The 21,710-nt window shown below is 70.7% G+C and carries 25 protein-coding genes; 14 read left to right on the plus strand and 11 right to left on the minus strand.

Annotated elements, in window-relative coordinates:
• Positions 1 to 107 precede the first annotated feature (107 nt).
• On the plus strand, positions 108 to 410 hold the full coding sequence (locus tag KUG41_RS13650; protein ID WP_216904765.1) for a hypothetical protein: 303 nt from the start codon (positions 108 to 110) through the stop codon (positions 408 to 410).
• On the opposite strand, the gene KUG41_RS13655 is transcribed toward KUG41_RS13650, so the two are convergent.
• From KUG41_RS13655 to KUG41_RS13675, 5 genes are read right to left on the minus strand one after another with little or no spacing between them, the layout of a single operon-like run.
• Positions 361 to 828 carry a Fur family transcriptional regulator gene (locus KUG41_RS13655; RefSeq protein WP_371734156.1) on the minus strand — a complete coding sequence of 156 codons (468 nt, stop codon included), beginning with the start codon at positions 826 to 828 and terminating at the stop codon, positions 361 to 363. The genes KUG41_RS13650 and KUG41_RS13655 overlap by 50 nt on opposite strands.
• Positions 829 to 860: 32 nt before the next feature.
• Complete coding sequence (locus KUG41_RS13660; RefSeq protein ID WP_216904767.1) at positions 861 to 1,943, minus strand: lysylphosphatidylglycerol synthase domain-containing protein; 1,083 nt, start codon at positions 1,941 to 1,943, stop codon at positions 861 to 863.
• Positions 1,940 to 3,190: a LarC family nickel insertion protein gene (locus tag KUG41_RS13665; protein ID WP_216904768.1), complete on the minus strand. Its 1,251-nt coding sequence runs from the start codon at positions 3,188 to 3,190 to the stop codon at positions 1,940 to 1,942. The genes KUG41_RS13660 and KUG41_RS13665 overlap by 4 nt, the downstream gene beginning before the upstream one ends.
• Positions 3,187 to 3,828 (minus strand): hypothetical protein, encoded by a 642-nt coding sequence (locus KUG41_RS13670; RefSeq protein ID WP_216904769.1) that lies wholly within the window; start codon positions 3,826 to 3,828, stop codon positions 3,187 to 3,189. Before KUG41_RS13670 ends, KUG41_RS13665 begins: the two co-directional genes overlap by 4 nt.
• A 1-nt stretch (position 3,829) precedes the next feature.
• Complete coding sequence (locus KUG41_RS13675; protein ID WP_216904770.1) at positions 3,830 to 4,540, minus strand: hypothetical protein; 711 nt, start codon at positions 4,538 to 4,540, stop codon at positions 3,830 to 3,832.
• Between the two features lie 116 nt (positions 4,541 to 4,656).
• On the opposite strand from KUG41_RS13675, the gene KUG41_RS13680 reads away from it, so the two are divergent.
• Positions 4,657 to 5,508, plus strand: a complete 852-nt coding sequence (locus tag KUG41_RS13680) for a lipopolysaccharide assembly protein LapB (RefSeq protein ID WP_216904771.1) — start codon at positions 4,657 to 4,659, stop codon at positions 5,506 to 5,508.
• Here the strand turns inward: KUG41_RS13680 and KUG41_RS15680 are convergent.
• The gene (locus tag KUG41_RS15680; RefSeq protein WP_254217291.1) at positions 5,438 to 5,815 is read right to left on the minus strand and encodes a hypothetical protein; all 378 of its coding nucleotides are present in this window, start codon (positions 5,813 to 5,815) and stop codon (positions 5,438 to 5,440) included. The genes KUG41_RS13680 and KUG41_RS15680 overlap by 71 nt on opposite strands.
• Positions 5,816 to 5,897: 82 nt before the next feature.
• Between KUG41_RS15680 and xth the strand changes: the two genes are divergently transcribed.
• Positions 5,898 to 6,728, plus strand: a complete 831-nt coding sequence (xth, locus tag KUG41_RS13690) for an exodeoxyribonuclease III (protein WP_216904799.1) — start codon at positions 5,898 to 5,900, stop codon at positions 6,726 to 6,728.
• A 12-nt stretch (positions 6,729 to 6,740) separates the two neighbouring features.
• On the opposite strand, the gene KUG41_RS13695 is transcribed toward xth, so the two are convergent.
• Positions 6,741 to 7,826, minus strand: a complete 1,086-nt coding sequence (locus KUG41_RS13695) for a metallophosphoesterase (RefSeq protein ID WP_371734152.1) — start codon at positions 7,824 to 7,826, stop codon at positions 6,741 to 6,743.
• Positions 7,823 to 8,428: a PAP/fibrillin family protein gene (locus KUG41_RS13700; RefSeq protein WP_216904772.1), complete on the minus strand. Its 606-nt coding sequence runs from the start codon at positions 8,426 to 8,428 to the stop codon at positions 7,823 to 7,825. The genes KUG41_RS13695 and KUG41_RS13700 overlap by 4 nt, the downstream gene beginning before the upstream one ends.
• A 147-nt stretch (positions 8,429 to 8,575) precedes the next feature.
• Between KUG41_RS13700 and KUG41_RS13705 the strand changes: the two genes are divergently transcribed.
• Both KUG41_RS13705 and mqo read left to right on the plus strand, forming a co-directional pair.
• Entirely contained in the window at positions 8,576 to 8,974 is a 399-nt protein-coding gene (locus tag KUG41_RS13705) for a hypothetical protein (RefSeq protein ID WP_216904773.1), read from the plus strand.
• Positions 8,971 to 10,455, plus strand: a complete 1,485-nt coding sequence (mqo, locus tag KUG41_RS13710) for a malate dehydrogenase (quinone) (RefSeq protein WP_216904774.1) — start codon at positions 8,971 to 8,973, stop codon at positions 10,453 to 10,455. Before KUG41_RS13705 ends, mqo begins: the two co-directional genes overlap by 4 nt.
• On the opposite strand, the gene crtL is transcribed toward mqo, so the two are convergent.
• Together crtL and gyrA are read right to left on the minus strand one after the other, a co-directional pair.
• Positions 10,436 to 11,716 (minus strand): lycopene beta cyclase, encoded by a 1,281-nt coding sequence (gene crtL / locus KUG41_RS13715; RefSeq protein WP_216904775.1) that lies wholly within the window; start codon positions 11,714 to 11,716, stop codon positions 10,436 to 10,438. The two genes, mqo and crtL, sit on opposite strands and share 20 nt — an antisense overlap.
• 2 nt (positions 11,717 to 11,718) lie before the next feature.
• Positions 11,719 to 14,379 carry a DNA gyrase subunit A gene (gyrA, locus tag KUG41_RS13720; RefSeq protein ID WP_216904776.1) on the minus strand — a complete coding sequence of 887 codons (2,661 nt, stop codon included), beginning with the start codon at positions 14,377 to 14,379 and terminating at the stop codon, positions 11,719 to 11,721.
• Between the two features lie 33 nt (positions 14,380 to 14,412).
• Between gyrA and KUG41_RS13725 the strand changes: the two genes are divergently transcribed.
• The 7 genes from KUG41_RS13725 (at position 14,413) to rsmD (ending at position 20,346) form a co-directional block, all read left to right on the plus strand.
• Positions 14,413 to 15,564 (plus strand): homocysteine biosynthesis protein, encoded by a 1,152-nt coding sequence (locus KUG41_RS13725; RefSeq protein WP_216904777.1) that lies wholly within the window; start codon positions 14,413 to 14,415, stop codon positions 15,562 to 15,564.
• Between the two features lie 72 nt (positions 15,565 to 15,636).
• Positions 15,637 to 16,248, plus strand: coding sequence for a CAAD domain-containing protein (locus tag KUG41_RS13730; RefSeq protein ID WP_216904778.1), 612 nt, complete (start codon positions 15,637 to 15,639; stop codon positions 16,246 to 16,248).
• Between the two features lie 76 nt (positions 16,249 to 16,324).
• Positions 16,325 to 17,488, plus strand: a complete 1,164-nt coding sequence (locus tag KUG41_RS13735; protein ID WP_216904779.1) for a GuaB3 family IMP dehydrogenase-related protein — start codon at positions 16,325 to 16,327, stop codon at positions 17,486 to 17,488.
• A gap of 239 nt (positions 17,489 to 17,727) precedes the next feature.
• A complete protein-coding gene (gene trxA / locus KUG41_RS13740) occupies positions 17,728 to 18,051 on the plus strand; it encodes a thioredoxin (protein WP_216904780.1) in 324 nt (107 codons plus the stop codon).
• 122 nt (positions 18,052 to 18,173) lie between these two features.
• A complete protein-coding gene (locus KUG41_RS13745) occupies positions 18,174 to 19,130 on the plus strand; it encodes a TIGR00730 family Rossman fold protein (protein ID WP_371734153.1) in 957 nt (318 codons plus the stop codon).
• Positions 19,127 to 19,750: an imidazole glycerol phosphate synthase subunit HisH gene (hisH, locus tag KUG41_RS13750; protein ID WP_216904781.1), complete on the plus strand. Its 624-nt coding sequence runs from the start codon at positions 19,127 to 19,129 to the stop codon at positions 19,748 to 19,750. The genes KUG41_RS13745 and hisH overlap by 4 nt, the downstream gene beginning before the upstream one ends.
• Positions 19,747 to 20,346: a 16S rRNA (guanine(966)-N(2))-methyltransferase RsmD gene (rsmD, locus tag KUG41_RS13755; protein WP_216904782.1), complete on the plus strand. Its 600-nt coding sequence runs from the start codon at positions 19,747 to 19,749 to the stop codon at positions 20,344 to 20,346. The genes hisH and rsmD overlap by 4 nt, the downstream gene beginning before the upstream one ends.
• A gap of 4 nt (positions 20,347 to 20,350) precedes the next feature.
• Here rsmD and petG read toward each other — a convergent pair whose 3' ends face one another.
• Positions 20,351 to 20,464 (minus strand): cytochrome b6-f complex subunit V, encoded by a 114-nt coding sequence (petG, locus tag KUG41_RS13760; RefSeq protein ID WP_006170345.1) that lies wholly within the window; start codon positions 20,462 to 20,464, stop codon positions 20,351 to 20,353.
• Between the two features lie 78 nt (positions 20,465 to 20,542).
• Here petG and KUG41_RS13765 point away from each other — a divergent pair, with 78 nt between their 5' ends.
• The gene (locus KUG41_RS13765) at positions 20,543 to 20,953 is read left to right on the plus strand and encodes a c-type cytochrome (protein WP_371734157.1); all 411 of its coding nucleotides are present in this window, start codon (positions 20,543 to 20,545) and stop codon (positions 20,951 to 20,953) included.
• A complete protein-coding gene (locus KUG41_RS13770; RefSeq protein ID WP_216904784.1) occupies positions 20,950 to 21,693 on the plus strand; it encodes an RNA methyltransferase in 744 nt (247 codons plus the stop codon). The genes KUG41_RS13765 and KUG41_RS13770 overlap by 4 nt, the downstream gene beginning before the upstream one ends.
• Positions 21,694 to 21,710 lie beyond the last annotated feature (17 nt).

The raw sequence follows: 21,710 nt of genomic DNA on the forward strand, positions 1-21,710 counted from the left end.
GGGCGAAGAGCGGCCTTATTGCGAATGGCTCTCAACCTAAACGCCCCACCGCCCCTTTTGCAAGCGATTCTCAATAGCAGCTGGTGGTTGCGAAGGGCGGGCCTGGCATGGCCATTCCCTGGGCCGGCGTGCCCGGCGGCGGCGAGGGCCGATCCATCACCCCCGGGCGTCTCCTGCCATGCCCGCCGTGGTGCCATCGGCTGCTGGCCCTCCGCCGGCGGGAACCAGCCTGGGGACAGGACCTCGCCATCACCCCCATGCTCCGCATCCGCGGCGACCGCACCAGCCTGCTGGCCGCCCTGGCGGCCCACTGGGCCGATCAGCAGCTGAACCTGCCCCAGACCAGCCCCCGGACCCCGTTCAGCCCCGCTCCTCAGCGGCGCAGGACGGACAGAGGGCCCGCACGTTGAGCACGCACTCCAGCAACCGGAACCCGAAGGTGCCGGCGGCCTCCTGACCGGCGGCCAGAACGGCGCCGCTCTCGAACTCCTCGGTGCGGCCACAGCGGACGCAGAGCAGATGGTGGTGGTCGCGGTGGGCGTCGCCGGCCAGCTCGAACCGGCGCCCCCCCTCCGGAAGCTCCAGCTCCTGCAGCAGTCCCATCGAACTCAGCAGCCGCAGGGTGCGGTAGACGGTGGCCAGAGACACCCGCTCCTGGCTGCGCACGAGGCGCAGATGGACCTCCTCGGCGCTCAGGTGGCTGCCCTCGCCGATGCGCTCGAACAGATCCAGCACCCGCTGGCGCTGGGGGGTGAGTCGCTGGCCCCGGTCGTTGAGGGTGGTGCGCAGGCTGCTGGGCTGGGCCAGACCAGTGGGGGGAGTGTTCACCACGGCATGCCAGTTCTTCGCAACACTAGACCCTATTGAGAAGAGTTGCCTGGCGTCTCCCGGACGCTCCGGTCCTGCCTGGCCAGGGCCCTGGCCACCGTGCCGTCCAGGGCCACCAGGGAGGCCGCCAGCAGGTCGGTGAGGGTGACGATCAGTCGATAGCTCAGGGCCACGGCCAGCAGGGGCGCTTCCGGCAGGGCCGTCCCCAGCCGCAGCAGCAGCACCGCCTCAAACACCCCCAGTCCGCCGGGCGCGCCGGGCACCACGAGCCCGGCGGTCCAGGCCAGGGCGAAGCCCGAAAGCCAGGCAGGGGCCTCCATGCTCAGCTGCAGATCAAAGGCGCGGATGCAGCAGAAGAAGCCGGCGAAACGCAGCAGCACGAAGACCAGCTGGGCCAGCAGGGGGGGCCAGGGGTAGCCCCGCAGCCAGGTGGTCTGCACGGCGGCCGCCTCCTGAGTCAGGTCCTCCTCCAGGCCCAGATCCCTGGCCCGGCGCCGCTCAAGGCGGCACAGCAGAGGGTCGAGACAGCGGGGAAGCAGCAGAGCCAGGGGCAGCAGGCAGACCAGGCCGAGTCCGCTCTGCCAGCCCCCCAGGACCACCAGGGCCAGGGCCGCCACCGCCGCCAGCAGGGGATCCAGCAGCACCGCCAACAGGGCCAGGGTGGTGCCGGTGGGGGCGCCCAGGGGCGCTCCCTCGCTGCGCAGCCGCTGCACCCGGGAAGCCAGATGCCAGATGCCACCGGGCAGGAACTTGCGCAGATTGGTGGCCAGGTGCAGTTCCACCACCGCCGACCAGCGGGGCCGCAGGCCCAGCCAGCGCAGCACCACCCCCCAGGCCAGGCCGTTCATCACCAGGCTCAGCAGGCTCACGCCCACCCCCAGCAGCAGCCACAGCCAGCCCTGGCCATCCAGCCGCAGCTGCACCATCTGTTGGCCATGGCTGAACAGGGCCGCGAGCACGAAGCCGATGCTGCCCAGGGTGATCCAGGGCCTGAGGCCGCCCGGCAGGGCTGGAAGCCTCCGGCCGGAGGGCAGCTTCAGCCCCCCCAGGGCCTTGCGGCAGGTCGCGGCCAGACCATCAAGGCGAAGCCACCCCGGGCGGGACCATGGGCTCATCGGTCCCCCTCCGCAGCGTCGAGGGCGGTGTCGAGGGCACGCTGAACCACGGCGCGCACATCCGCCAGGGAGCGCCCGTGGCGGCGGGCCAGCTCCGCCAGATCCCCATGTTCCGCCTTGGCCCGCCGACGGCCGTCAGGGAGCGTGGCCCACTTGATCCGCACCGGGCCCAGGGCTGTGGCGAGGGAGGCGGTGCGGCGCGGCAGGATCCAGCGCCGCTGCAGCTGCTCCCGCACCCCCAGGGTGGTGCCGTGGAGCCACCACACCCGGCGCAGCTCCGGCCCCAGTTGCGGGACCATCAACGCCGTCAGCAGGGTGCCCGGACGCCCCTTCTTCATGGCCACGGGCTGCCCGAACACCTCCAGGGCCCCTGCCTGGCGAAGGGCCTCGGCCAGGAAGGCCAGATCCTCGGGGGTGGCATCGTCGATCTGGGCCTGTTGCTGCAGAACGGTCTCCCAGTTCTCCCCATGGTCGTCGCAGCCCCCAGCGGCGTCGGAGGGGACGGCCACCTCCTCTATAGGGCGGGCCAGGGTGAGGCGCAGCAGGTTGGCCCTGTCGAGCCGGCGGGTACCCAGGCCCACGCCCACCTGCAGCGGCAGGGCTGCGGGAGGCGGGCCGAAGCGATCGGCCCAGCAGGCGATCAGAGCGATCCCGGTGGGCGTGGTCAGCTCACCGGCAGGGAACCCCTGGCTTGAGGCCAGCGGCATGCTCCTCGAGCGGGCGATCTCCAGCACCGCCGGGGCAGGCAGGGGCAGGGGCCCGTGGGCGGTGGCCACGCAGCCATGGCCTGCGGGCGGCACCCCGCAGACCAGCTGGTCGACGCCGAAATGGATCAGCCCCGCGCAGACCCCCACGATGTCCACCAGGGCGTCGATCGCCCCCACCTCATGGAATTCCACGACCTCGGCGGGGTGGCCGTGGACGGCGGCCTCGGCCTCCGCCAGCAGGGTGAACACCGCCAGCACCTTCTCCTGAAGCCCCGCCGCCAGGGGGGCGGCGAGGATGCGCTGACGCAGCTCGCCCCAGGGGCGATGGACCGGTTGCCGCTCCAGGACGTCCACCGCCAGATGCAGTCCACGCATCCCGGCGCTGCGCCGCTCCTCGATCTGCAGCTCGTAGCGACCCTCCAGCCCCAGGGCAGCCAGGGGCCCATGGATCGCTTCCGCCGGGAGACCCAGGTCGAGCAGGGACGCCAGCAGCATGTTGCCCGCCAGGCCGGTGGGGCAGTCCAGCAGGGCCAGGGTCATGCCGGTGGGCGACGCCCCAGCCTGGGGGCCGTCGTCAGCAGCCGTTCGGCCTCGGCCTCGATCTCCGCCCGGCGGGACCGCAGGGCCTGCTCCACCTCACGGCGGGCCCGACGCTGCTCCATACGAGCCGTTTCGGCATCAAAACCGGACAGGCCCCAGAGCCGCCCTAGCAGGGCCCGGTCGTCATCGCCACCAACGCTCTCGCCGTAGATCAGGGACTCGGCCACCATGCCGGCCTGCAGAACCCGGCTCCAGCGCCGCAGATCCTCGGCAGGCAGCCGCACACTCTCGGGCAGGGCGAACTCGGTGCAGCCGCCGCTCTCCACACCGGCCTGAAGGCAGGCCAGTGTGCCCACAAGCACCCGTCGCACCGAAAGCCCGTCGATGGCCGCCGCCAGGGCATGACCCGCCTCATGGATGGCGATGCGGCGCAGACGCAGCCGACCTCCGGGCAGGGCTTCGGCCAGCAGATGGCCACCCCGGCCGCCGAAGCGGGCCGCATCGAGGGTGAGGGAGCCCAGGCCCAGGGCCACCAGCAGGGTGATCCACCAGGGCGAGAGACCCACCAGCGGACCCACCAGGGCAGCGAGGCTGACCAGCAGCACCGCAATCCCTGCCGTGAGGGCGCCGCCTGTCACCTCAGCGCCCCTGGCGGGTCACCGCCCGGCCATGGCCCTTCGGCTTGGCCGGGCCGCCCCGGTCCCCAACGGGGCGGCGGGCCTTGCCGCCGCGGTTGCCGCGGGCGGCCACCGGTCCGATGACGTCGAAACGCTCCACCGCGAGCTGCTGACCCTGGCGCCGCAGGTCGAGGGCGACGAAATGGCGCAGGTGCTCCAGGGGAATCTCGCCCCGCAGCTGAAGCTTGAAGGGAACGGGCCGGTTGCCATCGGGGCGGGGCTGCTGCCGCACCTTGATCACCAGATCTCCCGTTTCGGGGCGGGTGAAGATCAGCTCGCCCCGGATCGAGAAGTAGTCGTCGCCCTCGGGCAGCTGATCGGCGGCGGCGTCGGGATCGGTGTCGAGCGCGCTGTCGGCGCCCTCGGCCTCCGTGGCAGCCGGTGGCGCCAGGGTGCTGGGCTCCCACACCCCCACCATCTGCAGATGGAGCTGGTTCTCCTCACGGGAGCGGGGATAGACCACCCACAGATGCGGCATCTCCAGATCGAGATGGCGACGCATGAGCGTGAGCAGGCGGCCCAGCACCACCGCCTCGATCTCGGTGCCTTCGGAGGTGCGGATCACCCCGCGGGTGAGCTGGTCGGGGTCGGCGGGAACGTAGCAGCCACGCACCACTCCGATGGCCCGGTACTGCATCGGCTCGGTGACCGGGGAGATGGGATGCTGGCGCATGGTGGAACTGAAAACCGGGGGCGATGCAAGGACGGGTCCGGGTCAATGTAAGCAGCAGCGGAAGCGCGATGCCCAGGCCAGACTCGGACCCGACCCCGCGCCCCCTGCGCCAGCGGATGCCCAGTTCGAACCGAAGCCTTCCCGGCCTCCGGGCGCTGCTGGCGACCATCGTCGTCGCGGTCCTGGCCCTGGGGGGTGGCTGGTGGCTGGGACAACGCCAGTCGGCCACCCAGGCCAGCGCCGACCCCAAGCGGACCCTGCTCACCAAGGAGGTCACCCGGCTGCGGCTGCGGGTGGATGCCGACGAGGCAGGACCCGCCGACCGCCAGCGCCTGCTGGAGCTGTTGGTGGCTCTCGACCGCAAGGCCGAGGCGATCACGCTGCTGGAGCCCATGGCTGACCGGGAGCCGGAGCGGTGGTCGCTGCGACTGATGCTCGCCGAACTGCGTCGCGATCAGGACGACCGCAGCGGCGCCGAACGGGAACTGCGCCAGATCCTCAACCTGCGGCCCACCCAGGTGGAAGCCCTGCAACTGATGAGTCTGCTGAACCTGGAGCAGGGGCGAGGGGCCGCTGCCGAAGCCCGCGTCAAGGCGGCCTATGCCATGGCCACCAAACCCGAGGTGAGGCCCGAAGCTCTGGGCATCGGCCTGCTGCTGGCCGAACTGCAGCTGAAGCGCAACCAGGCGGCCACGGCGGCCGCCACCTACCTGCAGCTCGCCACCCTCTTTCCCCAGGACCAGCGTCCCCTGCTGGGTCTGGCCCTGCTGCGCCACGATCAGGGGGACAGCAAGGGGGCCCAGGAAGCCCTGGCCCAGGCACGGCTGCGGACCCCCAACCCGGACAAGCCCGATCCGAGGCTCGACAAGCTGGCGGCCAGCTGGGGGCTCGAACCGCTCAGATCCCCTTCAGCTGACCCGAAGACCCCGCCGGGGCCGGTGTCGTCACCTGAGCGTCGAACTCCCTGAGGGCCTGGTCCACCGCGGAACTGGGCGGGGTGGCGTCGTCAAGGGCCGTGTTGCGCTTCAGCTTGTTCAGCAGATCCAGCGGATTGGTGCTGTCGAGGATCGAGCCTCCGCTGGAACCCGAAGTCCCCGGCCCGTAGTCGTACAGCTGGCGCTCCATGGGGCTGGTGCCCAGGGTCTGGCCGTAGCCGGCCTCCTGGGCACGGGCTTCAGGGGCCGGCAGCAGAACCAGGGCAGCGACAGGAAGGGCCGCGACCGGGAGGGAACCGAAGACCGCGCCCCAGGCGCGCAGGGAAGGCAGACGGACCATGACTCCAGCCGGCGAAGGTTCGAACAACTGTGGCCTTCATGATAAGGGCCCCTTGCCGGTCGCCCGGCCTGCTGCCTTCGCCATGCGGATCGCCACCTGGAACGTGAACTCGATCCGCACCCGGCTCGATCAGGTGAGCTCCTGGCTGAAAGCGGAGGATCCCGACGTGCTCTGTCTTCAGGAAACCAAGGTGGCCGACGAGCTGTTTCCCCACGCCGCCTTCGAAGCCCTGGGCTACCGGGCGGCGATCAGCGGCCAGAAGGCCTACAACGGCGTGGCCATTCTCAGCCGGCTGCCGATCGATGACGTGAGGGTGGGCTTCGCCGCCCTGCTGAGGGACGAGCCGGGAGCCACCGAGCTGGGGGAGCAGAAACGGGTGATCAGCGCCTCGATCGACGGGGTCCGGGTGCTGAACCTCTACGTGCCGAACGGCTCGGCCCTGGCGTCGGAGAAATACGCCTACAAGCTGCACTGGCTGGCCTGTCTGCGGCGCTATCTGGAGGCCCAGGAAAGGGAGGGGGACCCCCTGGCCATGGTGGGGGACTTCAACATCGCCCTGGAGTCCCGCGACATCCACGACCCTGAACGGCTGAGCGGCGGCATCATGGCCAGCGATCCGGAACGGCAGGCCCTCAGGGCCGCTCTCGACGGGCGGCTGAGCGATGTGTTCCGGGTCTTCGAGCCGGAGAGCGGTCACTGGAGCTGGTGGGACTACCGCACCGGTGCCTGGGACAGGGACCGGGGCTGGCGCATCGACCACATCTATCTCTGCGAGCAGCTGCTGGCCTGCGCCACGGGCTGCGTGATCCACAAGGCGGTGCGGGGCAATCAGCAGCCCAGCGACCATGTTCCGGTGGTGGTCCATCTGGCCTGGCCGCCCGAATCGACACAGGACGACAACGGGGAATGGTGAGCAACCGGCGCCTCAGCCCCCCTGACGGGCCACGACCACGCCGGAGGGGCTGACGATCCGCGGCGGCAGGGCGGTCAGGGGGATCGGACGCAGGCTGTTCATGTCGTAGGTGGTCAGCACCGGCGCCGGGGCGCCATCGAAGAGATCGATCACCGTGAGGGTCTGCAGAGGGGCGGCGGTCTGTCCGAGCCAGGTGCGTGGCCCGCTGCCCAGGGCTCCCAGGGCGATCAGATCGAGGGAGCCCACCCGGCCGGGGAAATAGGCATGGTGGTGGCCGCTGATGTAAGCGCGGACGTTGTGGCGTTCCATCAGCTGCCGCAGCCGATCGGCCTGCACCAGCACGTTGCCGCCCCCCTCCCGGCCCCGGCCGACGGGATAGAGGGGGAGGTGACCCAGCACGAACCGCTCCCGGGCCGAGCGAGCCTCGGGGCTGGCCAGAGCCCGCTCCGCCCAGGCCACCTGTTCTGCCGGAACCGTGGCCGACGAAGCATCCCAGACCAGCAGGAACAGGTCGTTCTGGCGCAGGCTGTAGGCGAAGGGAAAGGCCGTGGCATCCAGGAGCCTGAGCCCCAGCCGGTCCCTCCGGGCCTGCCAGAACCGACGTGCCTCTTCCCGGTCGAGGGGAAAGGCGTACTGCCCCCGGGCCCTGCTGCCGGAGGCATCGTGGTTGCCCATGGTGACCACCACAGGCAGACCGGCCCGCCGCAGGGGCTGGAGGATCCGGGTATCGAAGCCGGCCCACATGGCCTGGAGCCGCTCGCGGCCCAGGCCCCGCTTCTGGCCGGCGATCATGTCGCCGCCGCAGAGCACCAGATCCGGCTGCCAGCCTGGGATCAGAGTGATCCCTCGGGTCACCTGGGACAGATAGCTGGTGGAGCCATAGGCGGAATTGAGGTCGCTGATCGCCACCAGCCGCACGTCGCCCCGGGGCGGGGCCGCCAGGCCGGCAGGGCCGACGGGGGGCCCTCCCACGGGGGCAGCGGGTCCCATCCCCCGTCCGAGCGCATGGCCGGCCCAGGCCCCGATCGCCAGCCCGGGAAGGGCGAGCACGTCGCGACGGCGCCAGCCCTTCCCCTCCCGGGACGCCTGCCCCCTCACGGCAGCAGGGCGGCGAGGTCCAGGTCCGGACGCCGCAGCAGGGCGAAGAGGGTGCCGGCATTGCCCCGGCTCACCCTCAGGTCGTCGTCGAGCACGGTGACATCGAGCCAGGCGGGGAAGTTCTGCCTGACATCCCGGAACAGTTGCAGGCGCCGTTCCCCGATCCGGGGCCCCAGCCAGCCACCCCGCTCGAAGCGCACCGTGACGCGCTGGTGGGGCGGCTCAGGCGCGATGGCAATTTCAGCCTGCACACCGATGCCCGCCAGGGGGCCCAGGGGACCGGCCAGCCGCAGCAGGTTCATGGCGCGGCCGGCCGGGGGATCCAGCATCTGCAGGTTCTCCAGCCAGGGCTGGGTGGCCAGGTAGGGCAGGGAGCTGCTGCTCCAGCGCAGCTCCCAGACCCCTGCCAGCGCCGAAGGCTGGAGCGTCAGGTCGGCCGGTTGCAGATGCTCCAGACGCTCGATCAGGCCTCGGATCCGGGCGTCGTCGTCCCGGCCGGGCCGGGGGGCCCCGGGGCGCAGCCAACCGAGCAGCTCCTCGCGGCAGCCCGGTGCTCCATCGGCGGGACCGGTCGGGTCGGGGGCGGTCCTGGAAGCATCCATCACCGGTTGGCACCGGTTGGCGCCCGCGCAACAGGGTCCATGGTGCCAGCACCCCGTCGTCATCGGATACCGTGTCGCCACTTCCGCTGTGCCAGGCCCCCGGCCAATGTCCGCGCACCTGTCGCCGGCCTTGCCGATTCGCCGACCATGATCGAGTGCATCCGGCTCTGGACCGACGCGCACCAGCTCTCGGCGTTCGAGCGCGGCTTCGTGGAGCTCGCGCCGGGGAAACCGGGTGATCTGATCAGCGCGGCGCTGGCGACGGGGGAGGTCTCCTTCAGTGAAACCGCCAGCGGCGGCAGCTACGGGTGGCACACCGCCCCCACCCGTCGCTTCGTGATCACCCTCAGCGGCAGCCTCGAATTCCGCCTCCGGAACGAGAGCACCTTCCTGCTGACCCCCGGGATCGTGCTGCTGGCCGAGGACACCAGCGGCAGCGGCCACGCCTGGCGGATGGTCGGACCCGAGCCCTGGCGTCGCCTCTACGTCACCCTGGCCGAGACGGTGGTGGTGCCCTTCCGCACCGCCCCCCTGCCCCCCCCGTGACGCTGACCACCGTCGATGTGATCCTGGTGGGGGCAGGAATCATGAGCGCCACCCTGGGCACCCTGCTCAAGCAGCTGCAGCCAGGCCTGCGGGTGCTGCTGGTCGAGAGCCTCTCCAGCGAAGCCCAGGAAAGCTCCAGTGCCTGGAACAACGCCGGCACGGGCCACGCGGGCAACTGCGAGCTGAATTACACACCGATGGCGGCGGACGGCTCGATCAGTCTCGCCAAGGCCCTGGACGTCAACGAGGCCTTCGATCTCTCTCGCCAGTTCTGGACCCATCTGGTGCGGCAAGGGGCCCTCGGCGCCCCCGAGAGTTTCATCCATGCCGTCCCCCACATGAGCTTCGTGCTGGGGGAGGAGCGGCGGGCCTACCTGCGGGAACGCCATCGGCAGATGGGCGCCCATCCGTGTTACGACGGCATCAGCTACAGCGAGGACCGGGCCCGGGTGGCCGAGTGGGCGCCGCTGCTGATCGAGGGGCGCGATCCGGCGGCGACCGTCAGTGCCACCCGCTATGCCGGCGGCACTGACGTGAACTTCGGCGCCCTCACCAGCCAGCTGCTGGCACACCTGCGCGCCGGGCCAGGTTTCGCGGCGCGGTTCGGCATTGCGGTGAGCGGTCTGAAACGCTGCCCCGATGGCGGCTGGCGCCTCGAACTGCGGGATATGAAGACGGGGGAACTGCACCTGGCGGAGGCCGCCACCGTGTTCCTCGGCGCCGGGGGTGGTGCCCTCTCCCTGCTGCAAAAGGCCGGAATTCCCGAGGCGCGGGGTTACGGCGGCTTTCCCGTGAGCGGCCTCTGGCTGCGCTGCAGCGATCCCGGCCTCTGCGGCCGCCACCACGCCAAGGTCTACGGCATGGCCGCCGCCGGCTCGCCGCCGATGTCGGTGCCCCACCTCGACACCCGCCTGGTGGAGGGCAGACGCTGGATCCTGTTCGGTCCCTATGCGGGGTTCTCCAGCAGGTTCCTCAAGAGCGGCTCCCTCTTCGACTGGCCCCGATCCCTGCGGGCGGGCAATCTGCTGCCCCTGCTGGCGGTGGCCCGCGACAATCGGCCGCTGACCGAGTACCTGATCGGCCAGGTGTTCGCCAGGTCCGACCAGCGCTTCAGCGCTCTGCAGGAGTTCTACCCGAATGCCCGCCCCTCGGACTGGGAGCTGGCGGTGGCCGGCCAGCGGGTGCAGATCATCAAGACCGACCGCCGCAGGGGTGGGGTGTTGCAGTTCGGCACCGAGGTGGTCCATGCGGCCGACACCTCCCTGGTGGCCCTGCTGGGGGCGTCCCCCGGGGCGTCCGCCGCCGTGGCGATCGCCCTCGAGATCCTGCGCTCCTGCTTCCGCGGGAAGCTGCCTGACGGCTGGGAGCGGACGCTGCAGGGCATCCTTCCCTCCTATGGCCTGTCGATCCGCCATGACCCCGACCTCTGCCGCCGGATCCGGCGTGAGAGCGCGGAGGTGCTCAGGCTGCAGACGCCCTGAGGCCGGCGGCGTCGGGGGCCAGCACCTTGCCCAGCAGGCCGAGTTCCCGGTCGCGGGGTTCCATCAGTCCCCAGCGCACGTCGCCGGGGGCCTGGGCGAACAGCACCGCCATGGCACGCACCAGCTCGGGCACGGTGAGGGTGTTGGTGAGAAAACCCTGCCACTGCTCCGGCGGCAGACGGAAGAAGGTGGCGAAGAAGTGCTGCAGCTGGTGCTCGTCAAAGCGCATCAGCTTCTCCAGCCCGAAACGGTAGAGGGCGTGCTTGCGGCGCATCGCCCCGGGCCACAGGGCGTCCCAGGCCGCCCGGGAGAGGGCAGGACCGGGGAGCACACCTGGTGCTGGAGCGGCGGTGCAGGCGGCGGCGATGGCTTCGGCCAGGCCCGGGGCCCTGCGCAGCAGGGAGCCCACCATGTAGCCCGAGGCAGGGTGCACCATGCTGGCGGCGCCACCGAAGCCCACCACCCGCTGGCGGCGATCCGGCAGGGCCGGATTCATGGGAAACAGGCAGTGCTCCTGCTCGTGGATCTCCTCCACCCGCACGCCCCGGTGGGCCAGGCGCCGCCGCAAACGATCCTTCAGCACGGCGAAGGGCACGGCCGGAGCCAGGGCCAGGGACGTCTCCTCGACAAAATGAAGCCCATCCCCCAGGTCCATGGCGTAGAGGAAGGTGGGGGGCTGGCGCCGCTCCGCCTCGCTGAGGTGATCGCTGCGGTAGTCCATCAGCACGAACCGACCCGGCGCCACCGGCGCGGCACTGAAACGGCCCACGATGCCGTAGGCCGCCTGGCCCGCCACCGGCCCGTCGTCGGGGCGGCGCACGAACACAGGCTCATGGCCGCTGGCATCGATCACCAGCCGGGCACGCAGGGCATCACCGGTGGCGGTGCCGACCCGCGAACCGGTGTCGTCATGGTCGATGGTGACCGCCCGGCCGCGATGCCAGCCCAGTCCCGCCCGCTCCGCCTCCGCCAGCCAGTGGGCCTGGAGACGGCTCCTGTCGAACAGGCCGTAGTCCTGGCCGTGGGGCGTGGGCTCGGGGCCGAACCAGCTGACCGTGTCGCTCCAGCGGTGGGCCAGCAGATGGGACATCCCACAGGCATCGACTTCCTGGCCCCAGATCCCGTAGGTGTTCGTCCAGGGATGGTCCGGCTCCCGCTCGGCCAGGGCCTCCACCCTCAGTCCACGGCGGGCCAGGGCTCCGGCCAGGCAGAGGGCTGCGGGCCCGGCGCCCACCACCAGCACGTCGGCGCAGGGGGGCATGGTCAGGCGTCCGGTGCCGTGCCGGCCGGGCCGTCGGAAAGCTCCCCGTCGGGGGGTTCGGGGGTGGCCTCCTCCAGCTCGATCGCTGCCACCATGCCCTCCACCGCGTCATCCTCCTCAGCGGCCGGCGGCACCAGCACCACCTCGGTGAGACGGTCGCCGGCATCCAGCTTCTGCAACCGCACCCCGGTGGCGGCGCGGGACTGCTGGGGGATGGCATCGGCCTGCATCCGCACGATCACGCCCCGCTCGCTCACCAGCAGCAGCTCCTCGCCGGCGCCGAGCACCTTGAGCCCCACCAGCACGTCGCCGTCGCGGCGGAACTTGATCGCCCGCAGGCCCATGCCGGCCCGGCGCTGGAGGCGGAACTGGTCGACCGGCACCCGCTTGCCCAGGCCGCTGGCACTGGCCACCAGCACCCAGGGCCCCTCGCTGGGGGCCACCTCATCGCCCTCCTCCTCATCACCGACGGCAGCGTCAGCCGTGCTGGCGACACGGTCCGCCAGTTCCGCCGTCAGCACGTCCATGCTCACCAGCTCATCCCCGGGACGCAGGTTCATGGCCCGCACGCCCCGGGCCGTGCGGCCCAGGGGGCGGAGTTCCTCGTCGCTGAGACGGAAGTGGATCGTCATGCCCTTGAGGGAGCCGATCAGCACGCTGTCACCCGGCAGGGCCAGTCGCACCCAGCGCAGGTCATCGCCCTCCTCGAGAGAAATGGCGATCAGGCCGTTGGAGCGGATGTTGCTGAAGGCCGACAGCCGGGTGCGCTTGATGTAGCCCCCGCTGGTGAGCATCACCAGCTGCACATCGTCGTCGAAGGCACTGACCGCCAGCAGGGAGGTGATCGCCTCCTCCCGGGGAATGGGCAGCAGCTGCACGATCGGCGTGCCCTTGGCGGAGCGGCTGCAGATCGGCACCCGGTAGGCGGGGATCGAATACACCACCCCCCGATCGCTGAACAGCAGCAGGGCGTCGTGGTCGTTGCAGCTGATGAAGAGCTTCACCGCCTCCTCCCCCTGGCTGCGGGTGCCAGCCTTGCCGCGGGTGCCGCGGCTGGTGGCCTCGAACTCGCTCACTGGCATCCGCTTGAGGTAGCCGTTCTCGGTGAGCAGCACCACCGAGCGCTCGTTGGCGATCAGGTCGATGTCCTCAAGGCCGCCCTCCAGGTCGAGGATCTCTGTGCGGCGGGGGGAGTCGTAGCGGCTGCGCAGCACATGCAGCTCCTCCTGGATCAGCGCCAGCACCCGTTCGCGGCGGCCGAGGATGTCCTTGTAGTCGGCGATCTTGGCGACCAGATCCTCATGCTCGAGGCGGATCTTGTCGGCCTCCAGCGCCGTGAGCCGCCGCAGCTGCATCTGCAGGATGGCGTCGGACTGGATCTCGCTGAGGCCGTGGCGCTCCTGGAGCTGGGCACGGGCGGTGGCGGTGTCGGGAGCTGCCCGGATCAGGGCGATGATCGGGTCGAGCTGGTCGAGGGCGAGCAGCAGGCCCTGCAGGATGTGGTCGCGCTCCTGGGCCTTGCGCAGGAAGTAGCGGGTGCGCCGCTCGATCGTCTCGATGCGGAAGTCGAGGAAGACCCGCAGCATCCTGCCGACGGTGAGCAGCACCGGCTCCCCCTTGACCAGGGCCAGCATGTAGGCACTGAAGTTGTTCTGGAGCGGCGTCAGCTTGAACAGGTTGTTGAGCACCACCTGGGGGTAGGCATCACGGCGCAGCTCGATCACGATGCGCATGCCGTCGCGATCGCTTTCGTCGCGGATGTCGGCGATGCCTTCGAGCTTCTTGTCGTTGACCAGTTCGGCGATCCGCTCGATCAGGGAGGCCTTGTTGGTCTGGTAAGGGAGCTCGGTGATGATCACCGCGTCCCGGTCGGGGCGGCCCTTCGCCTCCACCGTCTCGATCGAGGCGACACCCCGCATGGTGATCGAGCCGCGACCGGTGGTGTAGGTCTCGCGGATGCCGCGGCGGCCGAGGATCTGGCCGCCGGTGGGGAAGTCGGGGCCGGGGATGATCGCCATCAGGGCCCGATCTTCGATCTCCGGATCGTCGATCAGGGCCAGCAGGCCGTCGATCAGCTCCGTGAGGTTGTGGGGCGGAATGTTGGTGGCCATTCCCACGGCGATGCCGGAGGAGCCGTTGAGCAGCAGGTGCGGCACCCGCGCCGGCATCACGGTGGGCTCCTGCTGGGAGCCGTCGAAGTTGTCGATGTAGTCGACGGTCTCGGCTTCGATGTCCTCCAGCAGGCTGTCGGTGGTGAGGGCCTGCAGCCGCGATTCCGTGTACCGCATGGCGGCCGGCGGATCGTTGTCGACCGAGCCGAAGTTGCCGTGCCCGTCGATCAGGGGCATCCGCATGGAGAAGTCCTGGGCCATGCGCACCAGGGCGTCGTACACGGCCGTGTCCCCGTGGGGGTGGTACTTGCCGAGCACCTCGCCCACCACGCGGGCGCATTTCCGGTAGGGCCGGTCGCTGGTGAGACCGAGCTCGTACATGGCGTAGAGGATGCGCCGGTGCACCGGCTTGAGGCCGTCGCGGGCGTCGGGCAGGGCCCGGCCCACGATCACGCTCATCGCATACTCCAGATAGGAGCGCGACATCTCATTGCGCAGGTCGGTCTGGATGATCCGTCCGTCGGATTCACCGGGTCCGGTTGGATCCGCCATGCAAGACCGTATGAGGCACACCCCACTCTATCGATGACCCTGCCGGCCCGGAGCGAATCAGCCCTGCGTCAGCGTCAGCGCAAAGGTCAGCTGCGGGTGCGGGCCGCCGCCGACTTCCGTCGTCTGGTGGCTGAGGCGGGACTGGCCGAGGCCTACGCCGCCACCGACGTGGTGGTGGCGGCCGACGCCGAGTTCACCGACCAGGGCAGCCTGCACCTCAGCATCGGCCCCAGCGATCCGCCGATCCGCTTCCGCGAGGCCCAGCTGGAGGGCATGGGAGCCCAGAGCAGCGGCGGCGGTGATCTGGTGCTGCCCATCGGGGGGGGGCTCGGGGAGGCCCAGCGGCAGGGGGGCGCCCAGCTGCTCGACCGCCTGCTCAGGGGGGAGCCGCTGGCCCTGGCCGCCACCGGGGAGGTCACCGCCCTGCAGCCCCGGCGGGACCTGCAGGCCCGGCTGGATCTGGAGCGGATCGGCTCCGGCCGCCTGGTGCTGCACCGGGCGATCACGGAGAACGGGGTGGTCGCCGTCAGCAGCGGCGAGGGCGTGTTGCGCAGCCCCTGGGGGCCGGTGCTGGGGCCCTTCGGCAATGCCCTCTACGGTTGCGGCGGTGCCGGCAGCATCGGCCTGACCATGCCGGGGCTCAGCCTGCTGGGTCCCGGATCGCCGCTGCTGGTGGGGGGGAGCATCGGCTGGGTGATCGGCAGCGGCAGTGGTCACCAGCCCGGAGTGCCCCGTTCCGCCGGCGGCCATGCCCTCAGCCCTGGGGCGGTGGCGGCCGTGAGCGTCGATCTGCATGGCCTGCGCCCCGAATGGCTGCGGCCCTGCTTCTTCGAGGGCCATGGCGCTGCCCTGCTGGTCGGGGTGGCGGCGCCGATCCCCCTGATCAACGCCGGTGTCGCCGCACAGGCCGCCTGCGGCGATGGGGATCTGGAGGCCCCGGTGCTGGATGTGGCGATTCCGCGCCGCATCCGGCCCCGCTTCGGATCCGTCAGCTACGCCCGCCTCAAATCCGGTGCGATCCGGGTGGAGGGCCACCGTGTGAGCGCCGCGCCGGCCCACAGTCCGCGGCTGGCCGAAGCCATCGGCCAGGAGCTGATCACCTGGCTCGAGGAGGATCGCTTTCCCCTGCGCCTGCCGCTCCGGCCCCTCTCCGGACGCACCGGGCTGATTCCTCTCGACAGCTGACGAGCCCGCGGGCATCGGCAGCGGTTCAGGAAAACGGCCGTAAGCTCCGGCGAGAGCCGCCCCGCGCCAGCCATGGCCGAGACCCCCTTCTTCAGCCCCGAGCCCCCCTCAGGCCCAGAGCACGAGGAGATCGGGACGTCCCCGCAGCCCACGCCGACAAGCCCGGAAGGGGCCATCCCGGCGCCACCCGAGCCCGTGGCCGAGACCTTGGCTGAGCCGGGCAGCGAAGGGCAGCCCTCCGCCCCGGAGCCCTTCAGTGAGCCGGTCAGCGAGCCGGAACCCAGCCCGGTTGCGAGCCCGGAGCCCGGCTTCGCCGCCACCCTGGACGTGCCCGCCCTGGAGGATGCAAGCGCTCCGCCCGCGGAGGGCGGAGGGGAGTTCGAGCTGCTCCTGGAGAAGCTGCGGGACTGGTTCGGCAGCGGTGAGCTCCAGGCCCAGTGGCAACGCTTCCGCGGCCCGCTCAAGGGTCTGGCGATCCTCATCGGCGTCGTGCTGCTGCTGCGGGTCTACGCCGCCCTGATCGGCACCCTGGACAGCCTGCCCCTGGTGGGCGGCCTGCTGGAGCTGGCGGGCCTGATCGCCGTGACCCGCTTCTCCCTCACCCGACTGGTGCGGAAAAGCGACCGGGAAGAGGTCTTCGCCGACTGGAGCCGTCGCTGGAAGGATTTCCGCGGCAAGGACTGACCCCTCGCCGCTGGGATGGCGCCAGGGGGCGTTCGCGGACCGGTTGATAGTTTGTGGCCACTGTGTCCCTGCAACGGTGAACATTCAGCTCGGTCGCTCCCGGATCGTCCGCCGCGCCTATGGCATCGATGAAATCGCTCTGGTGCCCGGTGGCCGCACCGTCGATCCGGAAGTGACCGACAGCAGCTGGAGCCTGGGGGGCATCGAACGGGAGATCCCGATCATCGCCAGCGCCATGGACGGCGTGGTGGACGTGGGCATGTGCATCGAGCTCACCCGGCTGGGAGCCCTGGGCGTGCTGAATCTGGAAGGTGTCCAGTGCCGCTACGACGACCCCGAACCGATCCTGGAGCGGATCGCCTCGGTGGGCCGCGAGGAGTTCGTGGGCCTGATGCAGGATCTCTACAGCCAGCCTGTGCGGGAAGATCTGGTACGGCAGCGGATCGCCGAGATCAAGGCGGGCGGGGGCATCGCGGCGGTGAGCGCCACCCCGGCGGCGGCACTGCGCTTCGGGACAGCGGTGGCTGAATCGGGCGCCGACCTGTTCTTCGTGCAGGCCACGGTGGTCTCCACGGAGCACATCGGCCCCGAAGGCCGCCAGACCCTTGACCTGGCGGCCCTCTGCCGCGACCTGGGGGTGCCTGTGGTGATCGGCAACTGCGTCACCTACGACGTCACCCTGCAACTGATGCGGGCTGGAGCCGCCGGCGTGATGGTGGGCATCGGTCCCGGTGCCGCCTGCACCTCCCGCGGGGTGCTCGGCGTGGGCATCCCCCAGGCCACCGCCGTGGCCGACTGCGCCGCCGCCCGGGATGACTTCGAGAAGGAGAGCGGCCGCTACGTGCCTGTGGTGGCCGATGGCGGCATCGTCACCGGCGGCGACATCTGCAAATGCCTGGCCTGCGGGGCCGACGCCGTGATGATCGGCTCGCCGATCGCCCGGGCGGCCGAAGCGCCGGGCCGCGGCTTCCACTGGGGCATGGCCACCCCCAGCCCGGTCCTGCCCCGGGGCACCCGCATCAAGGTGGGCACCACCGGCAGCCTCGAGAAGATCCTGCGGGGCCCCGCCGGCCTCGACGACGGCACCCAGAACCTGCTGGGCTGCATCCGCACCTCCATGGGCACCCTGGGGGCCCGCACCCTGAAGGAGATGCGCCAGGTGGAGGTGGTGGTGGCGCCCTCGCTGCTCACCGAGGGCAAGGTGTACCAGAAGGCCCAGCAGCTGGGCATGGGCAAGTAACGCGTCCCACTTCTGGACGCCCCCGCCTCAGGGCGAGATGGGAGCTAACCTCATGACGTGGGGGCTACGGCTCGCACACTCCTCACACCACCCGGCCCGGCGTGCCCGGGCTTTTTGTCTTCTCCTGTTCCACCGCCCGCGCGAGGACGCTTGCGCTACGGCCTGCAACGCTGGCCCCGAGCCCGGGGAGGGCGGAGGAACCCGGTTGCTAGATTCGCCCCAACCCGAGTCAGCAAGGAATGTCCAGCGCCGCTGCCGTCACCGACGCCTCCTTTGAGCAAGACGTGCTCAAGAGTGATGTGCCCGTGCTGGTCGATTTCTGGGCCCCCTGGTGTGGGCCCTGCCGGATGGTGGCCCCGATCGTCGATGAGATCGCCAAGGAATTCGAAGGCAAGATCCGCGTCTACAAGCTCAACACCGACGAGAATCCCAACGTCGCCAGCCAGTACGGCATCCGCAGCATTCCCACCCTGATGCTGTTCAAGGGCGGCCAGAAGGTCGACACCGTCGTGGGTGCCGTTCCCAAGAACACCCTCTCCGGCACCATCTCCAAGTACCTCTGAAGCCTCTCCAAGCACCTCCGCCCCCGTCGGCCGGCAGAAGTCCCCTCCAGGCCCTGGCCGAGGAGCTCCATGGGCACCCCCAGCGTCGCCAGATCGAGCGTGCCGTTGTTTCCCTGCTCCAGGTGGCCCGCCAGGAGAAGGACGAACAGGAATGGCGGCTGATCACCGGCTGCCTTGCCGACATCAGCGAGGCCCTGGAGGTGTTCCGTCCCCGGCGCAGCTCGCGCAAGATCAGCGTCTTCGGTTCGGCCAGAACCCGCCGGAACGACCCCTGCTACCGCCTGGCCGAAGAGGTGGCCCATCTGGCGGTCAAAGAGGGCTTCGAGGTGATGACCGGCGCTGGCGGTGGCGTCATGGAAGCCGCCAACAGCGGCGCCGGCCGCGAGCACAGCATCGGCCTGAACGTGGATCTGCCCTTCGAGCAGCATCCCAACCCCTACGTGAGTGCCAGCGACAACCGGTTGCTGTACTTCCGCTACTTCTTCACCCGCAAGCTGTTCTTCCTGATGGAGAGCGATGCGCTGGTGGTGATGCCGGGGGGATTCGGCACCCTGGATGAACTGTTCGAATGCCTCACCCTGATCCAGACGGGTCGCACACCACCGATTCCCCTGGTGTTGCTCTCCCCTGAGGGCGACGATTTCTGGAGCAACTGGCGGCGCAACGTGCATCAGGAGCTCGCCGTCCGGGAACTCATCTCGCCGGAAGATGTGGACCTGTTGGTGGAATCCTCCTGCGCCGAGGAGGCGGTCGACCACATCTGCCGCTTCTACCGCGTGTTCCACAGCGCCCAGCTGGGCGAGGACCGCATCGAACTGCTGCTGAACGCCGAGGTGCCGCGCGCCCTGCTGCCGGAGCTGAACCACACCTTCGCCGACCTGCTGGAGGAGGGCGCCATCCAGAGCGGCGAGGGGGTCGACGACAACGGCCTGCTCAGGCCCAGTCTGCGGCTGCGTTTCGACAAGCGGCGCGTCGGGCGGCTTTACCAGTTCATCGACCACCTCAACGGCCTCGAGCTGCCGGCCTCGGCGGCCCTCGAGCACCCGGCGGAGCGGGTCCCCACCGGGGCGGAGCCATGAGCCCCATTGGCCTGATCGACTACGGCATGGGCAACCTGCACTCGGTGCAGCGCAGCTTCGCCCGTCTCGGCGCCGACCTGGAGACCGTGCACGGACCGGCGGACCTGGATCACTGTGAGGCCCTGGTGCTGCCTGGTGTAGGCGCCTTCGATCCCGCCATGGAGCGGCTGAGGGCGAGTGGTCTGGACGCCGCCCTGCGGCGCTCCTGCGCTGACGGACGCCCGCTGCTCGGCATCTGCCTCGGCCTTCAGCTGCTGTTCGAGTCGAGCGACGAGGGACGTGTCGAGGGGCTGGGGGTGCTGTCCGGGCAGGTGAAGACCCTGCCCCGGGTGACAGGCCACCCCCTGCCCCACATGGGCTGGGCCCCCCTGATTCCTGCCACCCCCAGTCCGCTGCTGCCGGCCTCAACCCCCGAAGCCTGGGTCTACTTCGTCCACTCCTTCGCGGCGCAGCCGGCCGTTCCGGATGCCACCACGGCCCTGGTCGAGTACGCCGGCACCACGGTCACAGCGGCGGTCTGGCAGGACACCATCGCCGCCTGCCAGTTCCACCCCGAGAAATCGGGGCCGGCGGGCGAGGCCATGCTGCGCCGCTGGCTCGGCTGGGTGGCCCGCCCATGACGCTGCGGGTGAGCGGCGGCCGGCGCCTGCAGAGCCCCCCCGGCGCCACGGCCAGGCCCACCGCCTCCAGGGTGCGCCTGGCCACCATGAATCTGCTGGCCAGGGAGATCCCGGGCTGTCGCTGGCTCGATCTCTGCAGCGGCAGCGGTGCCATGGCCTGCGAGGCCCTGCAGCGGGGAGCGGCGGCCGTGGTGGCGGTGGAGCGGGATCGCCGCATCGCGGCGGTGGCCAGAGCCAATCTCGAGGCGGTGCTCGCCGGTCGGCCTCCGGCATCCTGCAGCGCCATCTCCCGGGTGCATGTGGCCTGCGATGAGGTGCTTCGCTGGCTCGACGCCCCACGCGGCGCAGAGGTTGAGGAGGGCTTCGACCTCATCTACGTGGATCCTCCCTACGCCGCCGGACTGCATGCGCCGATCGCGGCCGCTGTGGCCAGAGGCCGCTGGCTGGCCCCCGGAGGGACCATGGTCTGGGAATGCGGCTCCGAGGCCGTTCCGGACGACCCTCCGGGCTGGGAGCGGCGGGACAGGCGGCGCTACGGCGGCACTACGCTGGTGATGCTTTGTGAATCACGCCTTCCCACAGGGAACAAACCCTGATGGATCAGCCCCCGAGGGCACTGCCGCGGCGGTACTGATTCCAGGCCGCCACGAACAGACCCACCAGGGTGATCGGGATCAGTCCCAGCACGATGCCGCAGAGGAGGGGTTCAATCATGGAATGGCTGGCGCTTCGAGCGATGCACAATTCTTCCACGACCACCGCCTGCTACGCGAGTCCATCCCCATCAACGTGATCAGTCCGCCCCCCAGCCCCCCCGCCCAACAGACGCCCCTGGGCGTTCCGGACCCCACCCGCCGCCGCGGGCTGGTTGCGGCGCTGGCCTCCGTGGCGGCGGTGGCCTGCATCCTGCTGGTGCTGGTGGTGCTGCCGGCGGCCCACAGCGACCCTTACACCCGCCAGACCCTCGAGCTCACCGGATCGGCGGCCGATGGCGGACGCCTGTTCCGCCTCAACTGCGCCGGCTGCCACGGGCTGGCCGCCCAGGGGTTGGTGGGTCCCAACCTGCACGGCGTCGATCGACGCAAGAGTGATCGCCAGCTGATCCGGCAGGTGGTGAGCGGTCGCACCCCGCCCATGCCGAGTTTCCAGCCCGAGCCTCAGGCCATGGCCGATCTGCTGGCCTTCCTGCACAGCCTGCCTTGAGGCCGAAGCTGGTGCTGGTCGAGCCGGCGGGCCCCCTCAACGTGGGCAGCGTGGCCAGGCTCTGCCGCAATTTCGGCCTCGAAGCTCCGCGGCTGGTGGCGCCCCGCTGTGACCACCTGGGCGAGGAGGCCCGGCGGATGGCGGTGAAAGGTCTGCCCCTGCTTCAGGAAGCCCAGGTGTTTGCCACCCTGGCCGATGCCCTGGCCGACTGCGGCCGGGTGGTGGCCACCAGCGGCCGGCCGGAAGGGGAGCCCCTCCCCCTGCATGGCCCCGACGAGGCCCTGACCTGGCTGCTGGCCGGCGATCCGACCGTGCCGGCGGCTCTGGTGTTCGGCCGCGAGGACCGGGGCCTCAGCAACGACGAGCTGCTGCAGGCGGGCCGCCTGCTCCAGGTGCCGACCCCCACGCCCCATGGCTCCCTGAACCTCTCCCACGCGGTGGCGGTGGTGCTGCACGACCTGCACCGTCTCGAGCACGGGGAGCACCGGGCCTCCCCGCCGGCCGCGGTGCCGGCCCCCTGTCTGCGGGGGCAGCTCGAAGCCATGCTCACCGATGCGGAGGACCTGCTGCTGGAGGTGGGCTTCCTGCTGCCCCACACGGCCCACGCGCGGATGGCCAAGCTGCGGGCCCTGCTGCAACGCAGCCAGGTCAGTGCCCCGGAGGTGGCCCTGCTGCGGGGCATGGTGTGCCAGTTGCGCTGGGCGAGCCGTCGCCCTTTCCCTTCCTCCCGGGACCACTAGCGTCGAGCCATCGCGAT

It is taken from the genome of Synechococcus sp. CCY 9618 (assembly GCF_019038415.1).
Lineage (GTDB): Bacteria > Cyanobacteriota > Cyanobacteriia > PCC-6307 > Cyanobiaceae > Cyanobium.

Coding starts and splice junctions, on each gene's coding strand:
- KUG41_RS13650 (WP_216904765.1), top strand. CDS start 108: ATGGCCATTCCCTGGGCCGGCGTGCCCGGCGGCGGCGAGGGCCGATCC.
- KUG41_RS13660 (WP_216904767.1), bottom strand. CDS start 1,943: ATGAGCCCATGGTCCCGCCCGGGGTGGCTTCGCCTTGATGGTCTGGCC.
- KUG41_RS13665 (WP_216904768.1), bottom strand. CDS start 3,190: ATGACCCTGGCCCTGCTGGACTGCCCCACCGGCCTGGCGGGCAACATG.
- KUG41_RS13675 (WP_216904770.1), bottom strand. CDS start 4,540: ATGCGCCAGCATCCCATCTCCCCGGTCACCGAGCCGATGCAGTACCGG.
- KUG41_RS13680 (WP_216904771.1), top strand. CDS start 4,657: ATGCCCAGTTCGAACCGAAGCCTTCCCGGCCTCCGGGCGCTGCTGGCG.
- KUG41_RS15680 (WP_254217291.1), bottom strand. CDS start 5,815: ATGGTCCGTCTGCCTTCCCTGCGCGCCTGGGGCGCGGTCTTCGGTTCC.
- xth (WP_216904799.1), top strand. CDS start 5,898: ATGCGGATCGCCACCTGGAACGTGAACTCGATCCGCACCCGGCTCGAT.
- KUG41_RS13700 (WP_216904772.1), bottom strand. CDS start 8,428: ATGGATGCTTCCAGGACCGCCCCCGACCCGACCGGTCCCGCCGATGGA.
- KUG41_RS13705 (WP_216904773.1), top strand. CDS start 8,576: ATGATCGAGTGCATCCGGCTCTGGACCGACGCGCACCAGCTCTCGGCG.
- crtL (WP_216904775.1), bottom strand. CDS start 11,716: ATGCCCCCCTGCGCCGACGTGCTGGTGGTGGGCGCCGGGCCCGCAGCC.
- gyrA (WP_216904776.1), bottom strand. CDS start 14,379: ATGGCGGATCCAACCGGACCCGGTGAATCCGACGGACGGATCATCCAG.
- KUG41_RS13725 (WP_216904777.1), top strand. CDS start 14,413: ATGACCCTGCCGGCCCGGAGCGAATCAGCCCTGCGTCAGCGTCAGCGC.
- KUG41_RS13730 (WP_216904778.1), top strand. CDS start 15,637: ATGGCCGAGACCCCCTTCTTCAGCCCCGAGCCCCCCTCAGGCCCAGAG.
- trxA (WP_216904780.1), top strand. CDS start 17,728: ATGTCCAGCGCCGCTGCCGTCACCGACGCCTCCTTTGAGCAAGACGTG.
- hisH (WP_216904781.1), top strand. CDS start 19,127: ATGAGCCCCATTGGCCTGATCGACTACGGCATGGGCAACCTGCACTCG.
- rsmD (WP_216904782.1), top strand. CDS start 19,747: ATGACGCTGCGGGTGAGCGGCGGCCGGCGCCTGCAGAGCCCCCCCGGC.
- petG (WP_006170345.1), bottom strand. CDS start 20,464: ATGATTGAACCCCTCCTCTGCGGCATCGTGCTGGGACTGATCCCGATC.